The sequence below is a fragment of the Bradyrhizobium sp. WSM1417 genome (assembly GCF_000515415.1).
Classification (GTDB): Bacteria; Pseudomonadota; Alphaproteobacteria; order Rhizobiales; family Xanthobacteraceae; genus Bradyrhizobium.
Map to the genome: position 1 here is coordinate 3936227 of NZ_KI911783.1, position 24543 is coordinate 3960769.

Consider the following 24543-nt stretch of genomic DNA (forward strand, 5'->3'; position numbering starts at 1 on the left):
CTTGCGATGGACGGGAAGGACCCCGCGTCCGGTTCGAACGTCGTCCATAGCTGACGCCACATGAGCACCGACGAAAATCACTGGGAAGTCGGCACCGATATCGGCGGCACCTTCACCGACATCATCGCGATCCGGCACTCCCCCGCGGAGGTACGGATCGCGAAAGTGCCATCGCGCCCGCTGGCTCCGGTTCAGGCGATGCTGGAGGCGATCGAGGCGCTGGGCCTGCGCAAGAGCGAGGTCAAGCGCTTCGTCCACGGCACCACGCGCGTGACCAACGCCATCGTCGAAGGACGGCTGCCGAAGGTGGCGCTGGTCGCGACCGAGGGGTTTGCCGACGTGCTGGAGATCGCGCGCTATCGCCGCCGCGATCTCTATCGTCTCGACGTCCCGCCGAAATCGCCGCCACTGGTGCCGCCGGAACGATGTTTTGGGCTTGCCGAGCGCCTCGATCACGAGGGGCAGGTACTGAAGGCGCTGGATGACGCGGAGATCGAGCGCCTGGTGGCATGGCTGAAAACGACCGGCGTTCAGAGCGTCGCGGTCGCGCTGCTTCATGCCTACGCTAATCCGGTGCACGAGAAGATGCTCGGCGAGCGGCTCAAGGGCGTCGTTGCCCACGTCTCGCTGTCGCACGAGGTCAATCCCGAGGCGCGCGAATACGAGCGGACTTCGGCGACTGTTTTCAACGCGGCCGCCATGCCGATCGCGGTGGAATATCTCAGCGAGCTGGAGCAGCGGTTGCCGATCGGCCCCTGCCTGCAGGTGTTTCATTCGGCCGGCGCCATGGTGCCGATCTCGGCCGTGAAGCGGCGGCCGCTGGTGATGGCGATGTCAGGCCCCGCGGCCGGCGTCTCGGCATCGGTCAGCATCGCGCGCCAGCTCGGCACATCGCGCATGCTGACGTTCGACATGGGCGGCACCACGACCGACGTCTGCCTGATCGTCGACGGCCAGGCCGAGATGACCGACGGCCGCATGCTCGGTGACAAGCCGCTGCGTCAGCCGATGCTTGCGGTTCATTCCATCGGGGCGGGCGGCGGATCGATCGTGCGCCATGGTCCCGGCGGCCTGACCGTCGGACCGGAAAGCGCCGGCTCCGAGCCGGGACCGGCCTGCTACGGCCGCGGCGGCACCGAGCCGACCATCACCGACGCCAACGCCGTGCTCGGCTATCTCAATCCCGAAACAAAACTTGGCGACCGGATCGGAATCGACATCCAGACAGCCAGTGATGTCATCGCGCCGATCGCGCGCGCTCTGGGGCTGAGCCTGACCGAAACCGCGCTCGGCATCATCAAGGTCGCGAATGCGACAATGGCGCGCGCGCTCCGCCGCGTCACCGTGGAGCGCGGCATCGACGGGCGCGACTGCACGCTGCTCGCCTTCGGCGGTGGCGGCCCGATGCATGCCGCGGGCCTTGCCGATCTCTACGGGATCGCCGAGGTCGTCGTTCCCGGCGCGTCGAGCGCGTTTTCGGCGCTGGGTTGTCTCACTGCCGATTTCAGCTTCCTCCAGCAGCAAACCCTGCGCGCGGCGCTTGATGGCATCGACCTCGCCCGTGTGTCGGAGCGGATCGGGGTGCTGATTGACGATGCTTCGGCGCCGCTGATCGCCAACGGTGTTGCCACAGCCGAGATTCAGGTCGAGCTGGTCGCCTTGATGCGCTACGCGGCGCAGAACGACGCTATTCCGGTGCCGTTCGCGCGACCGCTCGACGTTGTCAGGCTGAAGAAGGATTTTCTGGCCCGGCACCACGAGCTGTTCGGCTATGCGACGAGCGAGAGCTGCGTCATCGAATCCGTCCGGGTGCAGGCACGCCGTCCGTCGACGACCGTCGTGAGCCGGCCGGCCACCGCGGTCAGGATGGTCTCCACCGGCGAGCGCATCTGCTCGTTCGACGGCTTTCACGACATCACGACAAGCATTATCGACCGCGCTTCGCTGACCGAGATCGTCAGCGGCCCGGCCATCATCGAAGATGCGTGGTCGACTGTGGTGGTCCCGCCCGGCTGGCAGGCGAGGCCGGATGTTTCAGGCAATTTGTTCCTGACGCGGGGGACGGCATGAAGCTCGATCCGTTCGTCGTCGAGGTCATCAGGCACGGGCTCTCGGCCGCGGCCGAGGAGATGAGCCTGGTGATGACGCGCTCGGCGCGGTCGCCGCTGCTGCGCGAGGCCGGCGACCTGTCGTCGGCGATCACGGATGGCCGCGGCGATCTGGTCGGGCAGGGCCGCGACATCCCGATCCATCTCGGCGCGATGGCCTATACGGTCATCGAATTGCTGAAAGTGGTGCCGCGCGACAGCCTGAACGACGGCGACGCTCTGATCTACAATGTCGGCCCGCTCGGCGGCAATCATCTCAACGATGTCAAGGTCGTGCGCCCCGTCTTCGTCGACGGCGAGATCGTCGCGTTCGCGGTCAGCCTCGCGCATTGGCCTGATATCGGCGGCACTTGGCCCGGCAGCTATTTTGCGAAAGCCATCGACACCTTCCAGGAAGCGATGCGCATTCCGCCGGTTCTGATCGCCACGGCAGCCGGCGTCAATACGCCGATCGTGCAGCTGCTCAAGGCCAATGTTCGGGATCCCGAATCCTGCGAGGGCGATCTTCTCGCCCAGATCGCCGCAACGAAGGCCGGTGAGAAGCGCATCGTCGAGCTCTGCCGCGAGCACGGCAAGGGGGTCTTCACGGCGGCGCAGTCGCGCCTGCACGATCTCTCCGAAATCGAGATGCGTGAGGCGTTGCACGATCTGCCTGATGGCATCTACGAGGGCGAGGATTATCTGGACGACGGCGGCGTCGATGACGCGCCCGCGCGCATTCATGTCAAGATCACCATTGCCGGCGACGAAGCGACCTTCGATCTTTCAGCAAGCTGCGACCGCGTCTCGAATTTCTGCAACACCACGCCGTTCATGGCGCGCTCTGCGGTAGCCTATGCCGCGCGCATCATGAGCGGGCGCGACATGAACCAGAACGCGGGCGCGTTGCGGCCGCTGACCATCATCACGCGCCCGGGCTCGATCCTGGAGTCTGGGTGGAATGCTTCGGTTGCGGCCGGCAACCATGAGACCTCGATGCGCATCGTCGATGCGATCTTCCGCGCCATGCAGGATACCATTCCCGAACGTCTGTCGGCCGGCGGGGCGACCACGGCGGGCGTCCTGTTCTTCGCCGAGCCGCGACAGAACGGTTCATGGAAGATGCTCTACGAGGTGCACGGCGGTGGCGAGGGCGCGCGGCGCGATCGGGACGGCATCTCGGCCACGCGGGTGCATCTGTCCAACACCTCGAACACACCGGTCGAGGTGATCGAGGCGAATTACGCGATCCAAGTCGAGCAGCAGGCTATTCGCTGGCATTCCGGCGGCGCGGGCGCGCATCGCGGCGGGGACGGAGTCGTGCGCACCTATCGTATCCTGGCGCCGTCGATGCACCTGACCACCTGCATCGAGCGCATGGTGATCGCGCCGTTCGGCATGCAGGGCGGCGAACCCGGCAAGACCTGCCGCATCTCGCTGATCCGGCAGGGCGCGAACGTCGCGATCGACGGCAAGTCGAACCTGGTGCTGCAGCAAGGCGATCTCGTCACGGTCGAGACCTGTGGCGGCGGTGGCTACGGCGCCGAGGCTGCGAAATGAAGGGATTGCAATGAGCAGATTGTTGCGAACAGGGCTGAATGCCGGCGACAGCGCGCCCATGGCCGTGGTCGGCGGCGAGGGCGTCTATTTTCATCTGTCAGATGGTCGCAAGCTCATCGACGGCAGCAACACCGGCGGCGGCCTCGGACATCGTCATCCCGCGATGGTGGAGGCGATCCGCCGCGCCGCGGATACGCCCGTTGTGAACGAGGGCTGGACCTGGGTCGGCCGCGAGCAGGCTGCTGACGATTTGATGGCCACCGCGTTCAGAGGCGAAGAGGATTGGGTCGGTGCGGTGCGCTTCTGCATCAGCGGCAGCGAGGCCAACGACATGGCGCTGTCGCTGTGTCAGGCGCTGACGCAGCGGTCCGCGCTGGCGACGCGCGAACGCGCCTATCACGGCATTACGGGCCTGTCGCGCAGTATGACGGTGCAGCCGCAATGGCATGGCGGCCTTGCGGTGCATTCAGGCGGCTCGAAGCTGCCGGCGCCGATGGCGCCGGTGCGGATATTGCCGGCGCCGCAGGGCGCGATCTACGGCGCGCCGGCCAACAATGTTGCTCCCGGCGAATATCTGGCCGATGCCACGCGCCTGCTTTCGGATACGGCAGCTACGATCATCGACTACACGCAAGGCGGCGTCTACTACGATGGCGCCTATCAGGACGAGGTGGCTCGGTGCGCGCGGCAGGCTGGCTCATACTGGATCGCCGATGAAGTGGTGACCGGAGCGGGCCGCGCCGGGCGCTGGTTCGCGTTTCAGGGTGCCGAAAGCCGCCCTGACATCGTGACACTCGGAAAATCGCTCGGCGGCGGCGCGGCGGCGGTTGCCGCGGTCGTGGTGTCGAAGGACATCGTCGAACGGCTCAAGGGCACGAGCTGGCAGAATTACGGCACGCTGCGCGGGCATCCCATCAGCATGGCTGCCGTCAGCGCCTATCTGAAGGTCGTCAACGATGACAAGATTTTGGAGCACGTGAGGGGCCTCGAAAAGCTGTTCACCCGCCGCCTTCTCGCCATCGCGCAGAAACATCCAAGCGTGCGGCGCGTGGCGGGGCAGGGGTTGCACTGGACCGTGGAGCTGCACGGGCCGGACTGGCGCTCCTGGCACGCCGACACCACCGAGGTGCCGATTGCCTCGCGCGTCGCGGAGCGGGCGCTGGAGGCAGGCGCCGTGATCGGCACCAGCGGCGAGCAGACCTCGCTGTTCCTCGCACCGCCACTGGTGATCTCCGAGCATGAGGCCGGGCAGCTTCTGGACGCGCTGGACCATGGCCTGGATGTTGCCGATGCGGAACAGAGATGAGCGTGCAGCGCACACGATGCCGATGTGCAGGCGCCGGCTGGCAAGTCCGCGCGATGCTGCGTTATGCTGCGCGCGCCGGCACGTGCATGAAACTGTAGCTTGGGCCAAGACATCACCAGGAAATCGCTAATGCGTATCGTCAATGTTGCCGCCGCCCAGATGGGCCCGATCCAGAAAGCCGACAGCCGCGAAGCCGTGGTCAAGCGCATGATTGCGCTGATGGACGAGGCCAAAGGCAAGGGCGCCGACCTGATCGTCTATCCGGAACTGGCGCTCACAACCTTCTTTCCGCGCTGGTACGTGGAGGACCGGGCCGAGTTCGACAATTGGTTCGAGCGCGAGATGCCGAACGCGGCGACGAAACCGTTGTTCGAGCGCGCGGCGCAGCACCAGATGGCGATGAATTTCGGCTATGCCGAGCTGACGCCGGACGGGCATCATTTCAACACCGCGATCCTGACCGACAAATCCTGCAAGATCGTCGGCAAATATCGCAAGATCCATCTGCCGGGCCATGTGGAATACGACACCAAGCGTTCGCACCAGCATCTGGAGAAGCGCTATTTCGAGCCGGGAGATCTCGGCTTCAAGGTCTGGCGCGAGCTCGGCGGCATCATCGGCATGGCCATCTGCAACGACCGGCGCTGGCCCGAGACCTATCGCGTCATGGGTTTGCAAGGCGTCGAGATGGTGCTGATCGGCTACAACACGCCGTCCGTGAATGCGGAGAGGAGCGATGAGGGCGTCGAGAAACGCCTGTTCCACAACCGCCTCTCGGCGCAGGCCGGCGCCTATCAGAACGCGACCTGGGTGGTCGCGGTGGCCAAGGCCGGTAACGAGGACGGCCACCCGCTGTTCGGCGGTAGCCTGATCGTCGATCCCAATGGCGAAATCGTCGCCGAAGCGAAGACGGAAGAAGACGAACTGCTGGTCCACCCTTGCGACCTCGATGCCACCACCTTCGGCAAGACGACGATCTTTAATTTCGCGCAGCATCGCCGTATCGAGCATTACGGTCTGATCACGAGCCAGACCGGCGCTGTGCCGCCGCCAGAGAAGTGATGTCGATGGCGGACAAGGGCACATCAGGTATTCCCCTGCGCGAGCTCGATCCGCGCGACCGCTACAAGCTGCTTTGCGGCGTGGTGGTGCCACGGCCGATTGCGCTGGTGACGACGCTCGATGCCAACGGGGCGGTCAACGCCGCGCCGTTCAGCTTCTTCAACGTGTTCTCGGAGAGTCCGGCGCTGATCGTACTCGGTCTTCAGCACAAGCCGGATCACAGCCCGAAGGACACCACCCGCAACATCCATCGCGACGGCGAGTTCGTCGTTCACATGGTGGATGAGGCGCTCTCCGCGGCGATGAATGACTGCGCGGTCGATTTTCCGTCCGGTGACAGCGAGGTCGCTGCGGCAGGGCTCGCGACCCTTCCCTCAATCGACGTGAAGGTGCCGCGCCTCGCCGCGGCACCCTTTGCGCTCGAATGCCGGCGCCATGTCGCGCTGACCTTCTCGCCCGATCGCGAACTGCTGGTCGGCGAGGTGCTCCGGATTCACGCCCGCGAGGGCCTCGTCGACGAGGCCAACATGTATGTCGACCTCGACGCCTACCGGCCGATCGGCCGCATGTTCGGCAATCTCTACACGACGCAGCGGGATACGTTCGCGCTTGTCCGCGAGAGCCACGCGCAATGGCTCGCGCGGCAGGACGCCAAAGAGCTGAAGGACGCCTAGTGAGTCGAGAACTGCACCGCACCCAGCGCCATGGTGACAGCCGCCTGTGTCGGGTCGATCACGGCAAGGCCGAGCGCGTCTTCGAGGGGACGGCGATGGCGCGCCATCCCGGCGCAGCCCATCACGATGGCGCGGGCGCCGTCCTCGTCGCGCAGCGCGCGGCCGACCTCGATCATCTTCGCCAGCGTGCCTTCGCCCGAGGCGGTTTCCGCGACGCTTATGTTGAGCGGCCGCTCGCCGGCGAGGCGTTCGGTCAGTCCCATCTGCCTGAGATAGCGCATGTGACGCGGGATCGAACGCTGGGCGATCGCGATGACGCCAAAGGTTTCGGCGCGGGCCAGCGCGGTCAGCACGCCGCACTCGGCGATGCCGAACACGGGGCGGTCGGTGCCTTCACGACAAACCTGAAGCCCGGGATCGCTGTAGCAGGCGATGACAAAGGCAGCCGAGCTGTTGTCGCCCTCGACCAGCCGACGCAGCGGCATGGTGACGCCGTCGACATCGGCCTGGCTTTCAATGCCGAACGGTCCCTCGGCCAGCGTCTGGCAGACCAGTTCGGGGCCGCCCTCGAAACCGAGCGGCTTCAGCGCGTCCTCCAGCCCCTGCGTGACCGCAGGGTTGGAATTTGGGTTGATGACGAGAATGCGCGGTCGGGACATGCTGGTCTTCCTGCAAAATTTCGATCACTTGGCTTGAGCCTATCATGGAGTGCCTCATGACTGAACCCGCTTACGACCTGATCATTCGCGGTGGGCGCGTCGCGACGACGACCGACATCTTTGAAGCCGATGTCGCCATCTCCGGCGAGACCATCGCCGCGATCGGGCGTGGGCTTCCGCCGGCGAAGCGCGAGATCGACGCGCGCGGGAAGCTCGTTCTGCCCGGCGGCGTCGACAGCCACGCCCATATCGAGCAATTGTCCGCTGCCGGCATCATGAACGCCGACACGTTCGAGAGCGCCACCGTCTCGGCTGCTTTCGGCGGCACCACCACGGTAATCCCGTTTGCCGCCCAGCATGTCGGCATGAAGCTGCCGCAGGTGGTGGAGGATTATCACGCGCTGGCGAAGAAGGGCGCGGTGATCGACTACGCCTTTCACATGATCATTGCGGATGCGACCAAGGAGACCGTCGAGGAGCACATTCCGGCGCTGGTGAAGCAGGGCCATGCCTCGATCAAGATCTTCATGACCTATGACCGGCTCAAGGTCGACGACGAGCCGCTGCTCGACATCCTTCTTGCCGCGCGCCAGTCCGGCGCGATGTTGTGCGCCCATGCCGAAAACCACGGCATCATCGCCTGGATGGTGAAGCGCCTGCTCGCGCGCGGCTACACCATGCCGAAATATCACGCCGTCAGCCACGCCCGGGTGTCGGAGGCGGAAGCCTTTACCCGGCTGATCGGCATGGCGGCGCTGATCGACCAGCCGATCATGATCTTTCACGTCTCGACCGCCGAGGGTGCCAAGGTCATCCGCGACGCGCGCGGGCAGGGGTTGAAGGTGTTTGCGGAGACGTGTCCGCAATATCTGTTCCTGACCGCTGCCGATCTCGACAAGTCGGGGGCCGAAGGCGCCAAGTGGATGTGCAGCCCGCCACCGCGCACGCATGCCGACCAGGAGGCGCTGTGGCAGGCACTGTCGCTCGGCGATCTCCAGACCATCTCGTCGGATCACGCGCCGTATCGTTACGACGAAACCGGCAAGCTGCGCGCCGGTCCCAATCCCAATTTCAAGCAGGTGGCGAATGGCCTGCCGGGACTGGAGCTGCGCTTGCCGCTGCTGTTCGACGCGATGGTGTCGAAGGGGCGCCTGGGTCTGGAAAAGTTCGTCGAGCTGACTGCGACCGCGCCGGCAAAAATCTACAATCTGCATCCGCGCAAGGGCTCGATCGCGGTCGGCGCCGACGCCGATATCGCGATATGGGATCCCGATCGCGAGACCGTGATCGCCGACGAGATGATGCACGACCTTACCGGCTACACGCCGTTTGCCGGTCGCAAGCTGAAGGGCTGGCCGGTGTCGGTGTTGTCGCGTGGCCGCGTGATCATCGACGGCAACAGGTGCCTCGCGAACCGCGGCAGCGGCCAGTTCCTCGCGCGCAGCGGTGGCGAGGCGGCCAAGCCGACGGAGCGGCTCGTCGCCGACATGGACCCGGAGCGGAATTTCGGAGCAAACCTGCTGTGACTGCGGATCGCGCGCGATGAAGATCGTCATCTTCGGCGGCACCGGCTTTGTCGGCCTCAATGTTGCGGAGGCGCTGCTCGCGCGCGGGCATGACGTGACGCTGTATGACCGTGCAGAGTTGCCGCCAACCGCGCGGCGGTCTCTTGCCGACTACGGCGCCCGACTCAAAGCCGTGCAGGGCGATATCACCGACGCAGATGCCATCGATGCCCTCATCGCCGAAGGCGTTGATGCGATCGTGCTTGGAGCTGCGATCACCGCCGGTGACGAATTGGAGAGAGCATCGACCGCGCGCGTTCTCGAGATCAACGTGATGGCCCAGATCCCGATCCTGCTCTCCGCGATCCGTCATGGCGTGCGCCGCGTCGTCAATCTGTCGTCGGCGTCGGCCTATGGCGCCGCGGGCGGGCGGGTCGAGACTCTGGACGAGGACACGCCTTGCGATCCGGTCTCGTTCTACGCCATCAGCAAGTTCACCTCGGAGCGATCGGTTGCGCGTCACGCCGAGCTCTTCGGCGGCGATTTCCTGAGCGTGCGGCTGAGCGCCCTGTTCGGACCGTGGGAGCGACCGAGCTCCGTACGCGACACGCCAAGCCTTCAGTTCCAGATTTTGGCCGCGTTCGCGCGCGGCGAGCCGGCGATCATGCCTGAAGCGGGCATGCGGGACTGGATCTACGCGCCGGATGCGGCCGAGGCCGTCGCACTGCTGATCGAAGCCGAGCGGCCGCGCGACCGGCTCTACAACATCTCCCGCGGAGAACTTTGGCCTGCGCTGCAATGGGGAGAGGCCTTTGCGGCGTTGCATCCCGGCCTGGAGTGCCGGGTCGCGGCGCCCGGCGAGAAAACCGTCATTAAGCTGCATGGGCCCTATCGCGCGCCGCTGTCGGTGAACCGGATGGCGGATGAATTCGGCTGGCACGCGCAGTTCGGCTGCGCCGAGTCGGCGGCCGCGATGAGTGCCTGGTTGATGCAGCACAAGGAGTGGATCTGAGATGCGACTGCAGGGGCGCACGGCCATCATCACGGGCGCAGGCTCCGGCATCGGCCGCGCCAGTGCAAAGCTGTTTGTAGAGGAGGGCGCGCATCTCGCTCTGGTCGATCGCGACGTTGCTGGCCTTCAGGAGACCCTGAGCCTCGTAGGCGAGGCGACGACGCATGTCGGCGATGTCGGCGACGCCGGTTTCGCCCAGACCGTTGTTGCCGACGTCGTGGCACGGCACGGCCGGCTCGACATCCTAATGACCACCGCGGGCTTTTCCTGCGGCGGCACGGTGCTGACCACCGATCCGGCAGACTGGGATGCGGTGTTCCGCACCAATGTCGGCGGCACCTGGCTGTGGGCGCGGGCGGCCGTGCCGCAGATGCAGCGGCAGAAGAGCGGTTCGATCATCACGCTGGCGTCGCAGCTTGCGATTGCCGGCGGCAAGGGCAACAGCGCCTATATCGCCGCCAAGGGCGCGATCGTCAGCCTGACCCGGACCATGGCCGTGGACTTCGCGACCGACGGCATTCGCGTCAACGCGATTGCGCCCGGTGCGATCGACACGCCGATGCTTCGTCGCAGCTTTGCTCGACACGCCAATGCGGACGAGGTGCGCGAAACCTCCCGCAACCGCCATGCCATGAAACGGTTCGGCCAGGCCGAGGAGATCGCGCAGGCGGCGCTCCACCTCGCAAGCGATGCGTCCTCGTTTACGACCGGCACGGTAATGGTGGTCGACGGCGGCTGGCTCGCGGCATGAGCAATACGCTGACAGAGCTCGAAATGAACGTGCGCGCCGATCTCGCCAAGATCGCGCATCCCGGCGCTGCCTGGCTCGAACCGAAGACGGGACCGGACGGCGAGCCGACGCTGGACGTGCTCGTGATCGGCGCCGGCCAATCCGGCATCGCCCTCGGCTTCGGCCTGATGCGCTCCCGCGTCAGCAACATCCTGCTGCTGGACAAGGCCGAGGAGGGGATGGAAGGCCCATGGCTCACCTATGCCCGCATGCCGACGCTGCGCAGCCCGAAGGACTATACGGGACCTGACCTCGACATTCCGAGCTTGACCTATCAATCCTGGCACGAAGCCCGCTTCGGCAAGGAGAGCTGGCAGACACTCGACATGATTCCGCGCGGACACTGGGCCGAGTATCTGCTTTGGTTGCGGCGCACGATCGGCCTGCCCGTGCGCAACGGCTGCGAGCTCTTGGAAATCCGGCCCGCGGCAGATGGTTTGCTGGCCGCACGCGTGAAACGTGGCGATGGCGTCGAGACGCTCCATGCGCGCAAGATCGTGCTGGCGACGGGGCAGGAGGGAATGGGCGGCTGGATAATCCCCGAGCCGTTGCGCGACCTGCCGGCCGGCTTGGTCGCGACCGTCGCCGATGATATCGATTTCGAACGCTTGCGCGGCAAGCGCGTCGCCGTGATCGGCGCCGGCGCATCTGCCTTCGACAATGCGGCAACCGCACTGGAGGCTGGCGCGGCGGAGGTGCATCTGCTGTGTCGTCGGGCGCAGATCCAGCTGATCCAGCCCTATCGCTGGCTGACGTTTCGCGGCTTCCTCCGCCATCTCAGCGATCTCGACGACGCCTGGCGCTGGCGCTTCATGCGCACCATCCTCGAGATGCGCGAAGGCTTTCCGCAGCCGACCTATGATCGCTGCGCGCGCCATGCCAATTTCACATTGCACGAGGGCGCGCCGCTTGAGGCTGCGCGCGAGACCGGCAAGGGCATCGAATTGCAGACGCCGCGCGGCGTTATCGCAGCGGATTTCGTCATCTGCGGCACCGGCATCGACATGAACTTTGCCGGGCGCGGCGAACTCGCCACATTCGCCGGCAATATCGCAACCTGGGCCGACCGCTACCAGCCCCCGGAGGGCGAGCGCAACGCGCGGCTCGGCCGCTTTCCCTATCTCGCCGGCGACTACGCCTTCACCGAGCGTGTCGCGGGCGAGACGCCGTGGATCGCAGACATCCATCTCTTCGCGATCGCCTCCACCATGAGTTTTGGTCCGTCGGGATCGTCGATCAACGCGATGACGACCGCGGTGCCGAAGCTGGTCAATGGCCTGACGCGCGGCCTGTTCCGCGCCGATGTCGAACGGCACTGGGCCTCGCTCAGCGCCTATGACGTGCCGCAGGCCCTGGTCACGCGGCCAGCGCGAAACATGGAGGAATCGCGATGATTGTCCATGCGCCGCCGCGACAAAGCGTCCACAAGAGCGCATCATGAGACTGGCGCGCAACTTGCTTCTTTCTTAACCTGTCCTGTCGGCGTTCTTGTCGAAGATTTTTGGGGAAAACCAATGCGTTTTGTGTCTTTCAGGTCGGCATCCTCCGTGCTCGCCACCACCGCGTTGTTGCTCGTCGCCACGGCGCCGTCGCAAGCGCAGACCAGGGCCGAGACGTTGCGCTATGTCACCGGTGCTTCCGTCAACACGCTCGATCCCAACATCCCGGGCTCGACGCGCGAATCCTTCGCGCTGAGCATGAGCACCTACGACCGCCTTGTCGCGTTCGGCCGCAAACAGCTCAACGGAAAATGGGTGTTCGATCTCGACAAGATCACCGGCGAACTCGCCGAATCCTACGACGTCAGCCCGGACGGACTGAAGCTGACGTTCCGTCTGCGCAAGGATGCCAAGTTCCAGGACGGCTCGCCCGTGACCGCCGAGGACGTGAAATGGTCGCTCGATCGCTGCGTCACCGCGCCGATCCTCGGGAAGGCACAATTGCTGACGGGCTCGCTGACGTCGGCCGACCAGTTCAAGGTGATCGATCCCCTCACGATCGAAGTGACGCTGCCGAAGCCCGACAAGCTCGCGCTGCCGAATCTCGCGACGGTCTACCCGCTGATCATCAACTCGAAAGTCGCCAAGGAGCATGCGACCCCGGAAGATCCCTGGGCCACCGCCTGGCTGAAGGAGCACACCGCCGGCAGCGGTGCCTATGTCATCGAGAGCTTCAAGCCCGGCGAGCAGGTGATCATCAAGCGCAACGAGGATTGGAACCGCGGCTCGCCCGACAAGCCGGCGTTCTTCAAGCGCGTGATCGTGCAGTCCGTGCCGGAGCCCGCGACCCGCGCCAATCTGGTCGAGCGCGGCGACGCCGATCTCGTCGTCGATCTCCAGGCCAGCGACGTGCAGTCGCTCGAAGCCAAGGGCAAGCTCAAGGTGGTCTCGACGCCGCAATACAATTCGATCACCTTCGTGTCGATGAACAACCAGATCCCGCCGTTCGACAACGTCAACGTCCGCCGCGCCATCGCCTTCGCGCTGCCCTATGAGGACATGTTCAAGGCTGCTCTGTTCGGCCGCGGCGCGCCGCTGTTCGGCGCGACTTGGCCGGATGGCAAGCCGCTGAACGGCATCTATCCGTTCCAGGCACCGGTGAAGACCGATCTCGACAAGGCCCGTGAATATTTGAAAGCCGCCGGGCTCCCGGAGGGTTTTTCGACCACCTTCAGCTTCAACGTCGGCCAGGCCTCGACCGCGGAGCCGATGGCTGCTCTCGTGAAGGAATCGCTTGCCAAGATCGGGATCAAGGTCGACATCCAGAAGCTGCCGGACGCGCAGATGTCGACGCAGATCAACGAGAAGAAGCTGCCCTTGTTCACGGAAGGCATCGTCGCCTGGCTGCCCTCGACCGATTACTTCTACCGCAACTTCTACACCGGCAATCAGCGCTGGAATTACAGCTCGATCAACCATCCGGAGCTGGCGACGATCGCGCAGGAAGCGCGCTTCGAGCCCGACAAGGCCAAGTACGAGGAGGATGGCCGCAAGCTCAACGCGATCCATTTCAGCGAGATGCCGCAGATTCCGCTGTGGCAGCCCAACCAGGACGCCGTGATGGCCTCGTCGATCGAGGGCTACACCTACGAATTCCATCGTCAGGTCGACTATCGCGACGTCAGCCGCAAGTGATCTTGACATGCAAGGGCTCTGAAAGGTGATGACCGGACTTGGTGCGACGGTGGTGCGGGCGGGGAGGCGGCTTCTGTCGTCGCTGCCGGCGTTGTTCGGCGTGCTGGTCTTCACCTTTCTGCTGATGCGGGTCCTCCCTGGAGATCCCGCGGTGTTCTTCGCCTCGGGGCCCAATGCCGGCAAGGAGGAGATCGAGCAGATCCGCAAGCAGATGGGGCTCGACAAGTCCGTGCCGGAGCAGCTCGTGTTCTATCTCTCCGATATCGGCCGCGGCAATCTCGGCCGCTCCATGATGACGGGACAGCCGGTCCTGAAGGACCTTCGCGAACGGCTGCCGGCGTCGCTCGAACTGACGTTCACGGCGCTGCTGATCGCATTGATCGCGGCGGTGCCGCTCGGCGTGGTCGCAGCCTTGAAGCCGGGATCGCTGGTCGATCACGGCGTGCGGCTGTTCTGTGCGCTCGGCGTCTGCGTGCCGACCTTCGTCTCGGGCCTGCTGCTGATCTACGCGTTCTACTATCTGCTCGGTCTTGCGCCTGATCCGACCGGGCGGATCGACGTCTTCACCTCGCTGCCGCCGCAGCGCACCGGATTCCTGTCGATCGATTTCCTGCTCGCGGGAGACATCGAGGGCTGGTGGGCGGCTTGCAAGCAGCTGATCCTGCCGGCGCTGAGCATGGCCCTGTTCGTGATCGCGCCGCTGGCGCGGATCACGCGTGCTTCGATGCTGGTGTCGCTCGGCAGCGATTTCGTGCGTACCGCGCGCTCGGTCGGATTGTCCTGGCGGAAGGTCGTGGTCACCTATGCGCTGCGCAATGCGATCCTTCCCGTCATCACCATTGCCGGCATCGTGTTCTCGACCATGCTTGGCGCGAATGTCCTGGTGGAGAAGGTGTTCTCCTGGCCGGGTGTTGCCTCCTACGCGCTCGATGCGCTGCTGTCGTCCGACTATGCGCCGGTGCAGGGTTTCGTGCTGCTGATGGCTGGCATCTTCGTGCTGGTCAATCTGGTCGTCGATATCTGCTACGGCATCGCCGATCCCAGGGTGTCGATCGGATGACGAGCGCAACCCTCCGCCATTCGGTCTGGATTTTGCGTGGCAACCCGCTGACCGGTGTCGCCGCGGCGGGCGTCCTTCTGTTTGTCCTTGTCGCGATCTTCGGACCCTGGCTCGTGCCCTATGATCCCATCGTCTCCAATGTCTCGGAGGCCCTGCAGCCGCCGAGCGCGGCGCACCTCGCCGGCACCGACCAGCTCGGGCGCGACGTGTTCAGCCGCCTCGTCGTTGCGGCCCGGCTCGACCTCACCATCGCGGTCTCGGCGGTCGGCATCTCGTTCGTGATCGGCGCCGTCGTCGGCTCGTTCTGCGGCTATGCCGGCGGCAGGCTCGACCGCTCGGTCGGCCGCTTCGTCGACGTCATGATGGCCTTTCCGCTGTTTGTGCTGGCGATGGCGATGGTTGCGGCGCTCGGCAACCGGATCGAAAACATCGTGATCGCGACCGCGATCATCAATCTTCCGTTCTACATCCGCTTCGCGCGCGCGGAGGTCAACGTCCGGCGCAATGTCGGCTGGGTGGAGGCGGCGCGTTCCTGCGGCGAGAGCCATTTCTCGGTGGTGCTGCGCTTCCTGCTGCCGAACATCCTGCCGGCGATGGCGGTGCAGATCTCGCTTAACCTCGGCTGGGCGATCCTGAACGCCGCCGGCCTGTCCTTCATCGGCCTTGGCGTCAAGCCGCCGACACCGGAATGGGGCATCATGGTCGCGGAGGGTGCTCGCTTCATCTCGACCGGGCGGTGGTGGCTGGTCGCCTTTCCGGGCCTCGCGCTGATGATGGCCGTGCTGTGCTTCAACCTCCTCGGCGACGGGATGCGGGACATTCTCGACCCGCGCATGCGCACATGAGCGAGGAATTGCTCAGGATCGACGATCTCCACGTCGCATTCTCGACGCGACGGGGGATGGTCGAGGCCGTGCGCGGGGTCACGCTCACGGTCGAAGCCGGCGAGATGCTTGGCCTCGTCGGCGAGAGCGGCTCGGGCAAGTCGGTGACCGGTTTTGCGACGACGCGGCTGCTCGATGCGGCCGGGCGCGTCACTGGCGGAAAAATCCTGTTTCGCGGACAAGACGTCACAAAACTCAGGGGTGACGATCTCCGTCAGCTCCAGGGCGCCGCGATGTCGATGATCTTCCAGAACCCGCGGGCGGCGCTCAATCCGATCCGCGCGATCGGCTTGCAGATCGCCGACGCGATCCTCACGCACAAGCGGATATCGAAGGATGCTGCGCGTGCCGAGGCGCTGGAGCTGTTGCGCGCCGTCCAGATCCGCGACCCCGAGGCGCGGATGAACGCCTATCCGCACGAACTCTCCGGCGGCATGTGCCAGCGCGTCATGATCGCGATCGCGATCTCCTGCAATCCCGCGCTGTTGATCGCCGACGAGCCGACGACCGGGCTCGACGTCACCACGCAGAAAGTGGTGATGGACCTCCTGGCGGAGATTGCCGCCGCACGTGGCATGGCGACGATCCTGATCACGCACGATCTCGGCCTCGCGGCGCGATATTGCCGTCGCATCGCGGTGATGGAGCGCGGCCGCATCATCGAAGAGGCAAGTCCCAGGACGCTGTTCGGCGCGCCGCAGCATGCCTACACCAGGCGTCTGGTGGCGGCGTCGCCGACCGCGACCTCCCAAATCGAGGACCTCGTGACGGAAGAGGAGCGGGAAGGCTACGCGGCCGTCGTCAGCAGGCCCCGGCAGGAGCCCGTTCACGGGACTCCGCCGCTGCTGGAAGTGCGCAAGCTCGCAAAACGCTTCGACGAGGGCGCTGCGGCGGTGGCGGACTTCTCCATGACGATGGCCGGCGGCGAGAGCGTCGGCCTCGTCGGCGAATCCGGCTCCGGCAAGAGCACGACGTCGCGGATGATCTGCCGCCTGATCGATCCGAGCGAGGGCGAGATCGTGTTCGACGGGCAGTCGATCGGCCACGTGGCGTCGCGCGATTTTCACCGCTCGCGCTTCCGCAAAGACATCCAGATGGTGTTCCAGGACCCGAACGAGAGCCTCAACCCGCGCTTCACCGCTTTCGATTGCATCGCCCATCCCCTGATGCGGCTCGACGGCATGCGTAGAGGCGATGCGCTGCGCAAGCGGGTGGAAGATTGCGCGGAGCGTGTGGGGCTGCCGCTGGATCTGTTGCCGCGCTTTCCGCATCAGCTCTCCGGCGGCCAGAAGGCCCGCGTCGGCATCGCCCGCGCCATCGCCTGCCGGCCGCGGCTCCTGGTACTGGACGAGCCGACCGCTGCGCTCGACGTCTCCGTGCAGGCGGTGGTGCTGCAACTGCTCGACCGCCTGCGGCGCGAGAACGACATCGCGCTGCTGTTCGTCAGCCACGATCTCAACGTGGTGCGCATGCTTTGCGACCGCACCATCGTGCTGCGCAATGGCGGCATCGTGGAGCAGGGCGAGAGCCGGGCGCTGTTCGACAATCCCAAGACCGACTACACGCGCAAGCTGGTCGAGGCGATCCCGCATATCGAGACCGGGCCGGTGCTGGCGGCTGCGCTTTGAGGTCTCGACCGGCCCAAATGGTGCGGATATCGCCGCTGGCGAAGGTCCGGTTAGTGGCATACCATTTGCACGCCAATGAGCTCTGGTTTCACCTGTTCTTGGCCAACGATGGCCGGCATCACGGCACTATTGGGAGGATTTCATGGATCGCAGGACCGTATTGAAGGGACTGGCCGGCGCGGGCGGTCTGGCATTGAGCGGCCTCTCGGCCCCGGCGATCGCACAAGGCGCCTCCGCGCGCACCCTGCGCTTCGTGCCGCAAGCAAACCTCGCCAATTTCGACCCGATCTGGGGCACGCAATATGTCGTGCGCAATGCCGCCGCGCTGGTCTGGGATACGCTCTACGGCGTCGATTCCGCGCTGCAGCCGCAGCGGCAGATGGTCGAGTCCGAGGAAGTGACCGACGATGGCACCACCTGGTCGTTCAAATTGCGGCCGGGACTCAAATTCCATGATGGCGAGCCGGTGCTGAGCAAGGACGTCGTTGCGAGCCTGACGCGCTGGGCGGCGCGCGATCCGATGGGGCTGATGCTCAAGGCGCTGCAGCAGGAGCTCACCGCTGTCGACGACCGCACCTTCAAATGGGTGCTGAAGCAGCCGTTCCCGAAGATGCTCTATGCGCTTGGCAAGAACAATTCGCCTTGCGCCTTCATCATGCCGGAGCGCATTGCGCAGACCGACCCGTTCAAGCAGATCGGCGATTATGTCGGCTCGGGGCCGATGAAGTTCGCCAAGGGTGAGTGGGTCCCCGGTGCGAAAGCCGTGTTCGAAAAATTCGCCGACTATGTGCCGCGGCAGGAGAAGGCGTCGTGGCTCGCCGGCGGCAAGCAGATGCTGCTCGACCGCGTCGAATGGATCGTGATGCCGGATCCGGCGACCGCCGCGGCCGCGTTGCAAAACGGCGAGATCGACTGGTGGGAGAACCCGATCGCGGACCTCGTCCCGGTCCTGAAGAAGAACAAGAACATCAGCGTCGACATCGGCGATCCCCTCGGCAATGTCGGCTCGTTCCGCATGAACTTCCTGTATCCGCCCTTCAACGACGTGCGGGCGCGGCGCGCGGTGCTGATGGCGATGAGCCAGGAAGACTATATGCGTGCGCTCGTCGGTGACGACAATTCGCTGTGGAAGCCGCTGCCCGGCTTCTTCACGCCCGATACGCCGCTTTACACCGAGGCGGGCGGCGAAGTCCTGAAGGGCAAGCGCGATCTTGACGCCGCCAAGAAGCTGCTCGCCGAGAGCGGCTATTCCGGCCAGCCGGTGACGTGCCTGGTGGCGCAGGACCAGCCGATCACCAAGGCGTTCGGCGATGTGACCGCCGATCTCCTGAAGAAGCTCGGCATGAATGTCGACTTCGTCGCGACCGACTGGGGCACGGTCGGCTCCCGCCGCGCACAGAAGACGCCGCCAGGGCAGGGCGGCTGGAACATGTTCCACACCTGGCATGCGGGTTCGGACTGCATCAATCCGGCGCCCTACACTGCCATCCGCGCCAACGGCGACAAGGCCTGGTTCGGCTGGCCGAACAGCCCCGGCACAGAGAAGGAGGTTACGTCCTGGTTCGAGGCGAAGAACCTCGACGAGGAGAAGGCCGCGGTCACTCGCCTCAACAAGGTCGCGCTCGAGGACGTCGTCTACGCCCCGACCGGCTTCTTCCTCAGCTACACGGCCTGGCGCAAGAACGTCTCCGGCATCACGAAGGGGCCGCTACCGTTCTTCTGGGGCGTGTCGAAATCCGCATGATCCTGCGCTGAAGCCAGATGCTCTCCTACATCCTCCGGCGTATCGCCTCGACGTTGCCAGTGATGGCGATCGTCGCGCTGTTCGTGTTCAGCCTGCTCTACATCGCGCCGGGGGATCCCGCCGTGGTGATCGCGGGCGATCAGGCAAGTCCGGAGGATGTGGAGCGCATCCGTCAGAGCCTCGGCCTCGATCGACCCTTCCTGATCCAGTTCGGCAGCTGGGTCTGGCGCATTCTGCACGGCGATCTCGGCACCTCGATCTTCACCAATCTGCCGGTCTCGACGATGATCGGGCAGCGTCTCGGGCCGACGCTGTCGCTGATGATGGTCACCCTCCTGCTCACGATCGTGGTCGCGGTGCCGCTCGGCGTGCTGGCGGCGTGGAAGGCGGGAAGCCTGATCGACCGGGCCATCATGGCCTTTGCCGTGTTCGGCTTCTCGCTGCCGGTCTTCGTCGTCGGCTATGTCCTCGCCTATATCTTCGCACTGGAGCTCGAATGGCTTCCCGTGCAGGGCTATACGCCGCTCGCCCAAGGCGTCTGGCCCTGGCTGCAAAACCTGATCCTGCCCGCGATCGCACTCGGCTGTGTCTACATCGCACTGATCGCGCGTATCACGCGCGCCACCATGCTCGAGGTGCTGCAGCAGGATTATATCCGCACCGCACGCGCCAAGGGCCTCGGGCAGGGCGGCATCCTGTTCGTCCACGCGCTGAAGAACGCCGCGGTGCCGATCGTCACGGTGATCGGCATCGGCATCGCGCTCCTGATCGGCGGCGCGGTCGTCACGGAGAGCGTTTTCGCGATTCCCGGCCTCGGCCGGCTCACGATCGACGCGATCCTGCGCCGCGATTATCCCGTCATCCAGGGCATCGTGCTGCTGTTCAGCTTCGTCTACGTCCTCGTCAATTTGATGATCGACGTCGTCTATACCATCGTCGACCCGAGGATCCGCTATTGACCGACACGACCGTCAATCCGCAGGCGCTGCCGGCCGGCTTCGTCCTCGCGCCGCAACTGCCGGAGATCCTCCGGCCGGTCACGATCCGGCGCGGCTTCATCGGGCTGCTGCGCGGCCATCCCACCGTTGCCATCGGCGGCACGTTGCTGCTGATTCTGGTCCTGATTGCGATCTTCGCACCTTATCTCGGAACGGTGGATCCGACCGCACTTGCGCCGGCCAAGCGCACTCGCGCGCCGTCAGCCGCTTTCTGGTTTGGCTCCGACGTGCTCGGCCGCGACATCTATTCACGCGTGCTCTTCGGCGCGCGCGTCTCGCTCACGGTCGGCCTCTCGGTTGCGATATTTGCCTCCGCGGCCGGTCTCGCCATCGGCATCGTCTCCGGCTTCATCCGCTGGGCCGACGGCATCTTGATGCGCTTCATGGACGGCCTGATGTCGATCCCGCCGATCCTGCTGGCGATCGCGCTGATGGCACTGACACGCGGCAGCGTCGGCAACGTCATTCTCGCGATCACGGTCGCCGAGATTCCGCGCGTCTCGCGCCTCGTGCGCAGCGTTGTGCTGTCGCTGCGCGAACAGCCTTACGTGGATGCGGCGGTCGCCTGCGGCACGCGCACACCGATGATTATCCTGCGCCACATCCTGCCCAACACGCTGGCGCCGATGCTGATCCAGGCGACTTACATTTGCGCCAGTGCGATGATCACGGAGGCGATCCTGTCCTTCATCGGCGCGGGAACGCCGCCGACCATTCCGTCCTGGGGCAACATCATGGCCGAGGGGCGGGCACTGTGGCAGGTCAAGCCCTACATCGTGTTCTTTCCGGCGGCCTTCCTGTCTGTCACCGTGCTCGCCGTCAATCTGCTCGGCGATGGCCTTCGCGATGCGCTCGATCCGCGCATGGCCAAGAGCCTCTGATGTTTCGAGGCTGATCCCGATGGCGCTGCTTGAAGTCGAAAATCTCCAAACCCACTTCCGTACGCCCAGCGGCATCAACCGCGCGGTGGAAGGCGTGTCGTTCCATGTCAATGAGGGCGAGACGCTCGCCATCGTCGGTGAGTCCGGTTGCGGCAAGTCGGTGACCTCGATGTCGCTGATGCGGCTGATCCCGGAACCGCCGGGCAGGATCGCCGGCAGCATCCGCTTCGCGGGCAAAGACCTGCTGCAAATGTCGGATCGCGAGATGCGCGCGATCCGCGGCAACGACATCTCGATGATCTTCCAGGAGCCGATGACCAGCCTCAACCCCGTGTTGACCGTCGGGCGTCAAATCCGCGAAACGCTGATGATCCACCAGGGCCTGGACAAGCAGGCCGCGGAGGCGCACGCGATCGAGATGTTGATTCTGGTCGGCATTCCCGAGCCGAAGCGCCGCGTGCGCGAATATCCGCATCAACTTTCCGGCGGCATGCGCCAGCGTGTCATGATCGCCATTGCCCTCGCCTGCAATCCAAAGCTGCTCATTGCCGACGAGCCGACCACCGCCCTCGACGTGACGATCCAGGCGCAGATCCTGAAATTGATGCTGGATCTCAAGCACCGGGTTGGCGCGGCCATCATCCTGATCACCCACGATCTCGGTGTGGTCGCCGAGATCGCTGAGCGCGTCATGGTCATGTATGCCGGCCGCAAGGTCGAGGAGGCGCCGGTGGCGGACCTGTTCCGTTCGCCGCGTCATCCCTATACGCAGGGCCTGCTCGGTGCAGTGCCGCGGCTCGGCTCGTCGCTGACCGGCACCGCGAGACGGCTGGCGGAGATCCCGGGGCAGGTGCCTGATCTGCGCAAGCCCATCGTCGGCTGCGTCTTCGCCGGACGTTGCGCGCTCGCGACCGATCTGTGCCGGCAGTACGCGCCGGGGCTCGAAGAGAAGGGGCCACGTCACGTCGCGGCCTGCCACTATGCGGCCAAGGGAGCGGTCGCGGCATGAGTCCCCCGCTGCTCCAGGTCAACGATCTCAAGAAGCACTTCCCGGTCAAAAAGGGCCTGTTCAGCCGCAAGCCCGAATGGGTCTATGCGGTGGACGGCGTGTCGTTCGAGATCGCGCGCGGCGAGACGCTCTCGCTGGTCGGCGAGTCCGGCTGCGGCAAATCGACGGTCGGCCGTGCGATCCTGCGTCTGTTCGACATCACGGCGGGGCAGGTCATCCTCGACGGCCAGCGTATCGACGACGCCCATCCGAGCACGATGCGCCAGATGCGCCGCCGCGTGCAGGTGGTGTTCCAGGACCCGTTCTCGAGCCTGAATCCGCGCATGCGCGTGCGCGATATCCTGGCCGAGCCGATCCGCAATTTCGGCCTCGCCAAATCCGCGATCGATCTCGAGACCCGCGTGACCGCGCTGATGGACACCGTGCGCCTGCCGCGCGAGGCGCTGAACCGCAGGCCGCACGAATTCTCCGGCGGCCAGCGCCAGCGCATCGGCATCGCGCGGGCGCTCGCCGCCGAGCCTGAGCTGATCGTCTGCGACGAGGCGGTCTCGGCGCTCGACGTCTCGGTCAAGGCCCAGATCGTCAATCTGCTGCAGGATCTGCAGCGCGAGTTCGGCCTGGCGCTGCTGTTCATCAGCCACGACCTCGCGATCGTCGAGCACATGACCCACCGCGTCGCGGTGATGTATCTCGGCAAGATCGTCGAGGTGGCGCCACGCTACGAGATCTTCGCCGCGCCAAAGCATCCTTACACCAAGGCGCTGCTCTCGGCGGTGCCGCTGCCCGAACCGGGGGCCCAGCGCAATCCGATCATCCTCAAGGGCGACGTGCCGAGCCCGATCAACCCACCGAGCGGGTGTCGCTTCCACACCCGTTGCCCATACGTGTTCGATCGCTGCCGGACCGAAGAGCCGACATTGCGCGCGGCTGGACCCGAGCAGTGGGTGGCCTGTCATCTCGAAGATAGTGCAGCGGTGGCGAGCGGCTAGCCGTGGACCGGCGGCGAAGCTCTGGATCGAGGCGCTGGGGCGACTGTTGGGCTAGGATGGCACTCTGCTCCTGTTTTGCCCGACGAGTCAAAGACGTTTGCGACGAAAAATTCATGTGTAAAAACAACGGCGTTCTACTGTGCATGGGGTTGTTTTCGCGTTTTTTGTTTTAGCCGCCTTCATCCTTGGCGGCGCAGGAAGCCCGTGATCGTGACCTTTTCCCAGATGTCGGCCGCCGCAAACGGATCGGCTTGATTGAACGCCTCGACGTCGCCACGGCCCGCTGCCTCGATCAGGAACAGGCTGCCGATCATCGTTTGACCATCGTCGGAGACCAACGGCCCGGACATCACGATCTTGACGCCGAAGCGCGAGGTGTCGCTCAGGAAAGCCTTGTGGGCTTCGTAATGGGCGAGCCGGGTCGGTAGCGCGCCGGCGCGGTCGAGGGCGTGAATGGCAAACAGCATGATGGTCTCCGTTTATGTCTCGTTTTCTTGGGACGGCCGCGGCTGCGGCCGTCCGAGCTTGTCGTGATGACTGCGCTGGGTTACTTGCCGCCGAGCTTGCTGGCTTCCTCGAAAGTCGGGCAGCTCCGTTGCTCCAGCGGCACGTCGAACGGCTGGTAATTGTCCTTGGTGATGACGGTTGGCTTCAGCACGATCTCGGCGATGACGGGCTGGTTGCGCAAGGAGCGGATCGCCATCATGGTGCCAAGGCAGCCCTGGAAAAATCCGTTGTAGTCGCCGCTCGCGAGCAGCTTGCCGGACTTGATCGCGTCGATCGCTTCCTTGGTGCCGTTGATGCCGATCACCTGCGCCTTGCGGTTGGCGCCGTCGAGCGCCTCGATCGCGCCGACGGCCATGGCGTCGTTGGCCGCGAGCACGCCGTCGATCTGCGCGTTCGACTGCATCAGATTCTCCATCACCTGGAGCGCCTGGAGCCGCTGGTAATTGCCGGGCTGCGAGGCCAGCAGTTTCGCACCGGCATTTTCCTTCAGCGCGTCGTTGAAGCCGCGGACGCGGTCGACATTGGTCAGCGAGCCCTTGACCCCCTCGATGATGACGATGTTGCCCTTGCCGCCCAACGTCTTGAGCAGGAAGCGCGCGGTCTCGAGCCCGAGGCTGTAATCGTCCGCGCCGACGAAGGACAGGAACTTGCCGCCGGCCGAGCGGTCGGTGATGTTGACGACGGGGATCTTGGCTTCGTTGATCTTCTCGACACCCGGCACCATCGCCTTGTAGTCGACCGGCGTGAAGACGATGGCGCTCGGCTTCTTCACCACGACGTCCTCGATCTGGCTGAGCTGCTCGGGAATGCTGTCGGGCTTGGTCGGGATGTACTGCAGCGTCTTCGCGTTTAGCGTCTTGGCCATGTTGTCGGCGCCGACCCGCACCGTCTGGAAGAACGGATTGGTCTGGTTCTTGGTGAAGACGGCGATGGTCTCGCCGTCGGCGCGCGCTTGCGTGGTGAGCGCGGCCGCCATCAGCAGCGGCAGCGCCAAATAACCCAGTGTCTGTTTCATGTTGCCTCCATCCCTCGTTTTGCTTGTTGGTCGTTCAAG

The 24543-nt window shown here is 65.1% G+C and carries 21 protein-coding genes; 18 read left to right on the forward strand and 3 right to left on the reverse strand.

The features are described from left to right. Window positions 1–60 precede the first annotated feature (60 nt). From BRA1417_RS0118750 to BRA1417_RS0118770, 5 genes are all read left to right on the forward strand, one after another. A complete protein-coding gene (locus tag BRA1417_RS0118750) occupies window positions 61–2070 on the forward strand; it encodes a hydantoinase/oxoprolinase family protein (RefSeq protein WP_027517101.1) in 2010 nt (669 codons plus the stop codon). Continuing rightward, window positions 2067–3647: a hydantoinase B/oxoprolinase family protein gene (locus BRA1417_RS0118755; protein WP_027517102.1), complete on the forward strand. Its 1581-nt coding sequence runs from the start codon at window positions 2067–2069 to the stop codon at window positions 3645–3647. The genes BRA1417_RS0118750 and BRA1417_RS0118755 overlap by 4 nt, the downstream gene beginning before the upstream one ends. A gap of 10 nt (window positions 3648–3657) precedes the next feature. Beyond that, entirely contained in the window at window positions 3658–4953 is a 1296-nt protein-coding gene (locus tag BRA1417_RS0118760; RefSeq protein ID WP_027517103.1) for an aminotransferase class III-fold pyridoxal phosphate-dependent enzyme, read from the forward strand. Between the two features lie 129 nt (window positions 4954–5082). Further along, the gene (locus tag BRA1417_RS0118765) at window positions 5083–6015 is read left to right on the forward strand and encodes an N-carbamoyl-D-amino-acid hydrolase (protein WP_027517104.1); all 933 of its coding nucleotides are present in this window, start codon (window positions 5083–5085) and stop codon (window positions 6013–6015) included. A gap of 5 nt (window positions 6016–6020) precedes the next feature. Continuing rightward, entirely contained in the window at window positions 6021–6689 is a 669-nt protein-coding gene (locus BRA1417_RS0118770; protein ID WP_027517105.1) for a flavin reductase family protein, read from the forward strand. Here the strand turns inward: BRA1417_RS0118770 and BRA1417_RS0118775 are convergent. Then, entirely contained in the window at window positions 6686–7348 is a 663-nt protein-coding gene (locus BRA1417_RS0118775) for an aspartate/glutamate racemase family protein (RefSeq protein ID WP_027517106.1), read from the reverse strand. The two genes, BRA1417_RS0118770 and BRA1417_RS0118775, sit on opposite strands and share 4 nt — an antisense overlap. A 56-nt stretch (window positions 7349–7404) precedes the next feature. Here BRA1417_RS0118775 and hydA point away from each other — a divergent pair, with 56 nt between their 5' ends. From hydA to BRA1417_RS0118840, 13 genes are all read left to right on the forward strand, one after another. Next, window positions 7405–8874, forward strand: a complete 1470-nt coding sequence (gene hydA, locus BRA1417_RS0118780) for a dihydropyrimidinase (protein WP_027517107.1) — start codon at window positions 7405–7407, stop codon at window positions 8872–8874. A gap of 16 nt (window positions 8875–8890) precedes the next feature. Beyond that, the gene (locus tag BRA1417_RS0118785; RefSeq protein WP_027517108.1) at window positions 8891–9865 is read left to right on the forward strand and encodes an NAD(P)-dependent oxidoreductase; all 975 of its coding nucleotides are present in this window, start codon (window positions 8891–8893) and stop codon (window positions 9863–9865) included. A 1-nt stretch (window position 9866) separates the two neighbouring features. Then, window positions 9867–10616, forward strand: coding sequence for an SDR family oxidoreductase (locus BRA1417_RS0118790; RefSeq protein WP_027517109.1), 750 nt, complete (start codon window positions 9867–9869; stop codon window positions 10614–10616). Next, window positions 10613–12049 (forward strand): NAD(P)-binding domain-containing protein, encoded by a 1437-nt coding sequence (locus tag BRA1417_RS0118795; RefSeq protein ID WP_027517110.1) that lies wholly within the window; start codon window positions 10613–10615, stop codon window positions 12047–12049. Before BRA1417_RS0118790 ends, BRA1417_RS0118795 begins: the two co-directional genes overlap by 4 nt. A 120-nt stretch (window positions 12050–12169) precedes the next feature. Beyond that, the gene (locus BRA1417_RS0118800) at window positions 12170–13789 is read left to right on the forward strand and encodes an ABC transporter substrate-binding protein (protein ID WP_027517111.1); all 1620 of its coding nucleotides are present in this window, start codon (window positions 12170–12172) and stop codon (window positions 13787–13789) included. A 25-nt stretch (window positions 13790–13814) separates the two neighbouring features. Continuing rightward, the gene (locus BRA1417_RS0118805) at window positions 13815–14849 is read left to right on the forward strand and encodes an ABC transporter permease (protein ID WP_027517112.1); all 1035 of its coding nucleotides are present in this window, start codon (window positions 13815–13817) and stop codon (window positions 14847–14849) included. Further along, window positions 14846–15694 (forward strand): ABC transporter permease, encoded by an 849-nt coding sequence (locus BRA1417_RS0118810; RefSeq protein ID WP_027517113.1) that lies wholly within the window; start codon window positions 14846–14848, stop codon window positions 15692–15694. The genes BRA1417_RS0118805 and BRA1417_RS0118810 overlap by 4 nt, the downstream gene beginning before the upstream one ends. After that, a complete protein-coding gene (gene nikE / locus BRA1417_RS0118815; RefSeq protein ID WP_027517114.1) occupies window positions 15691–17361 on the forward strand; it encodes an ABC transporter ATP-binding protein in 1671 nt (556 codons plus the stop codon). Before BRA1417_RS0118810 ends, nikE begins: the two co-directional genes overlap by 4 nt. 142 nt (window positions 17362–17503) lie before the next feature. Then, on the forward strand, window positions 17504–19105 hold the full coding sequence (locus BRA1417_RS0118820) for an ABC transporter substrate-binding protein (protein WP_027517115.1): 1602 nt from the start codon (window positions 17504–17506) through the stop codon (window positions 19103–19105). Window positions 19106–19122: 17 nt separating this feature from the next. Continuing rightward, window positions 19123–20064, forward strand: coding sequence for an ABC transporter permease (locus tag BRA1417_RS0118825; protein ID WP_027517116.1), 942 nt, complete (start codon window positions 19123–19125; stop codon window positions 20062–20064). Beyond that, on the forward strand, window positions 20061–20984 hold the full coding sequence (locus tag BRA1417_RS0118830) for an ABC transporter permease (protein ID WP_027517117.1): 924 nt from the start codon (window positions 20061–20063) through the stop codon (window positions 20982–20984). The genes BRA1417_RS0118825 and BRA1417_RS0118830 overlap by 4 nt, the downstream gene beginning before the upstream one ends. A 19-nt stretch (window positions 20985–21003) precedes the next feature. Then, window positions 21004–21993 carry an ABC transporter ATP-binding protein gene (locus tag BRA1417_RS0118835; protein ID WP_027517118.1) on the forward strand — a complete coding sequence of 330 codons (990 nt, stop codon included), beginning with the start codon at window positions 21004–21006 and terminating at the stop codon, window positions 21991–21993. Beyond that, window positions 21990–22982 (forward strand): ABC transporter ATP-binding protein, encoded by a 993-nt coding sequence (locus tag BRA1417_RS0118840; RefSeq protein ID WP_027517119.1) that lies wholly within the window; start codon window positions 21990–21992, stop codon window positions 22980–22982. The genes BRA1417_RS0118835 and BRA1417_RS0118840 overlap by 4 nt, the downstream gene beginning before the upstream one ends. A 179-nt stretch (window positions 22983–23161) precedes the next feature. Here the strand turns inward: BRA1417_RS0118840 and BRA1417_RS0118845 are convergent, their stop codons facing one another. Continuing rightward, the gene (locus BRA1417_RS0118845; protein WP_027517120.1) at window positions 23162–23449 is read right to left on the reverse strand and encodes a YciI family protein; all 288 of its coding nucleotides are present in this window, start codon (window positions 23447–23449) and stop codon (window positions 23162–23164) included. Window positions 23450–23529: 80 nt separating this feature from the next. Then, window positions 23530–24504, reverse strand: coding sequence for a sugar ABC transporter substrate-binding protein (locus BRA1417_RS0118850; protein WP_027517121.1), 975 nt, complete (start codon window positions 24502–24504; stop codon window positions 23530–23532). Window positions 24505–24543: the final 39 nt, after the last annotated feature.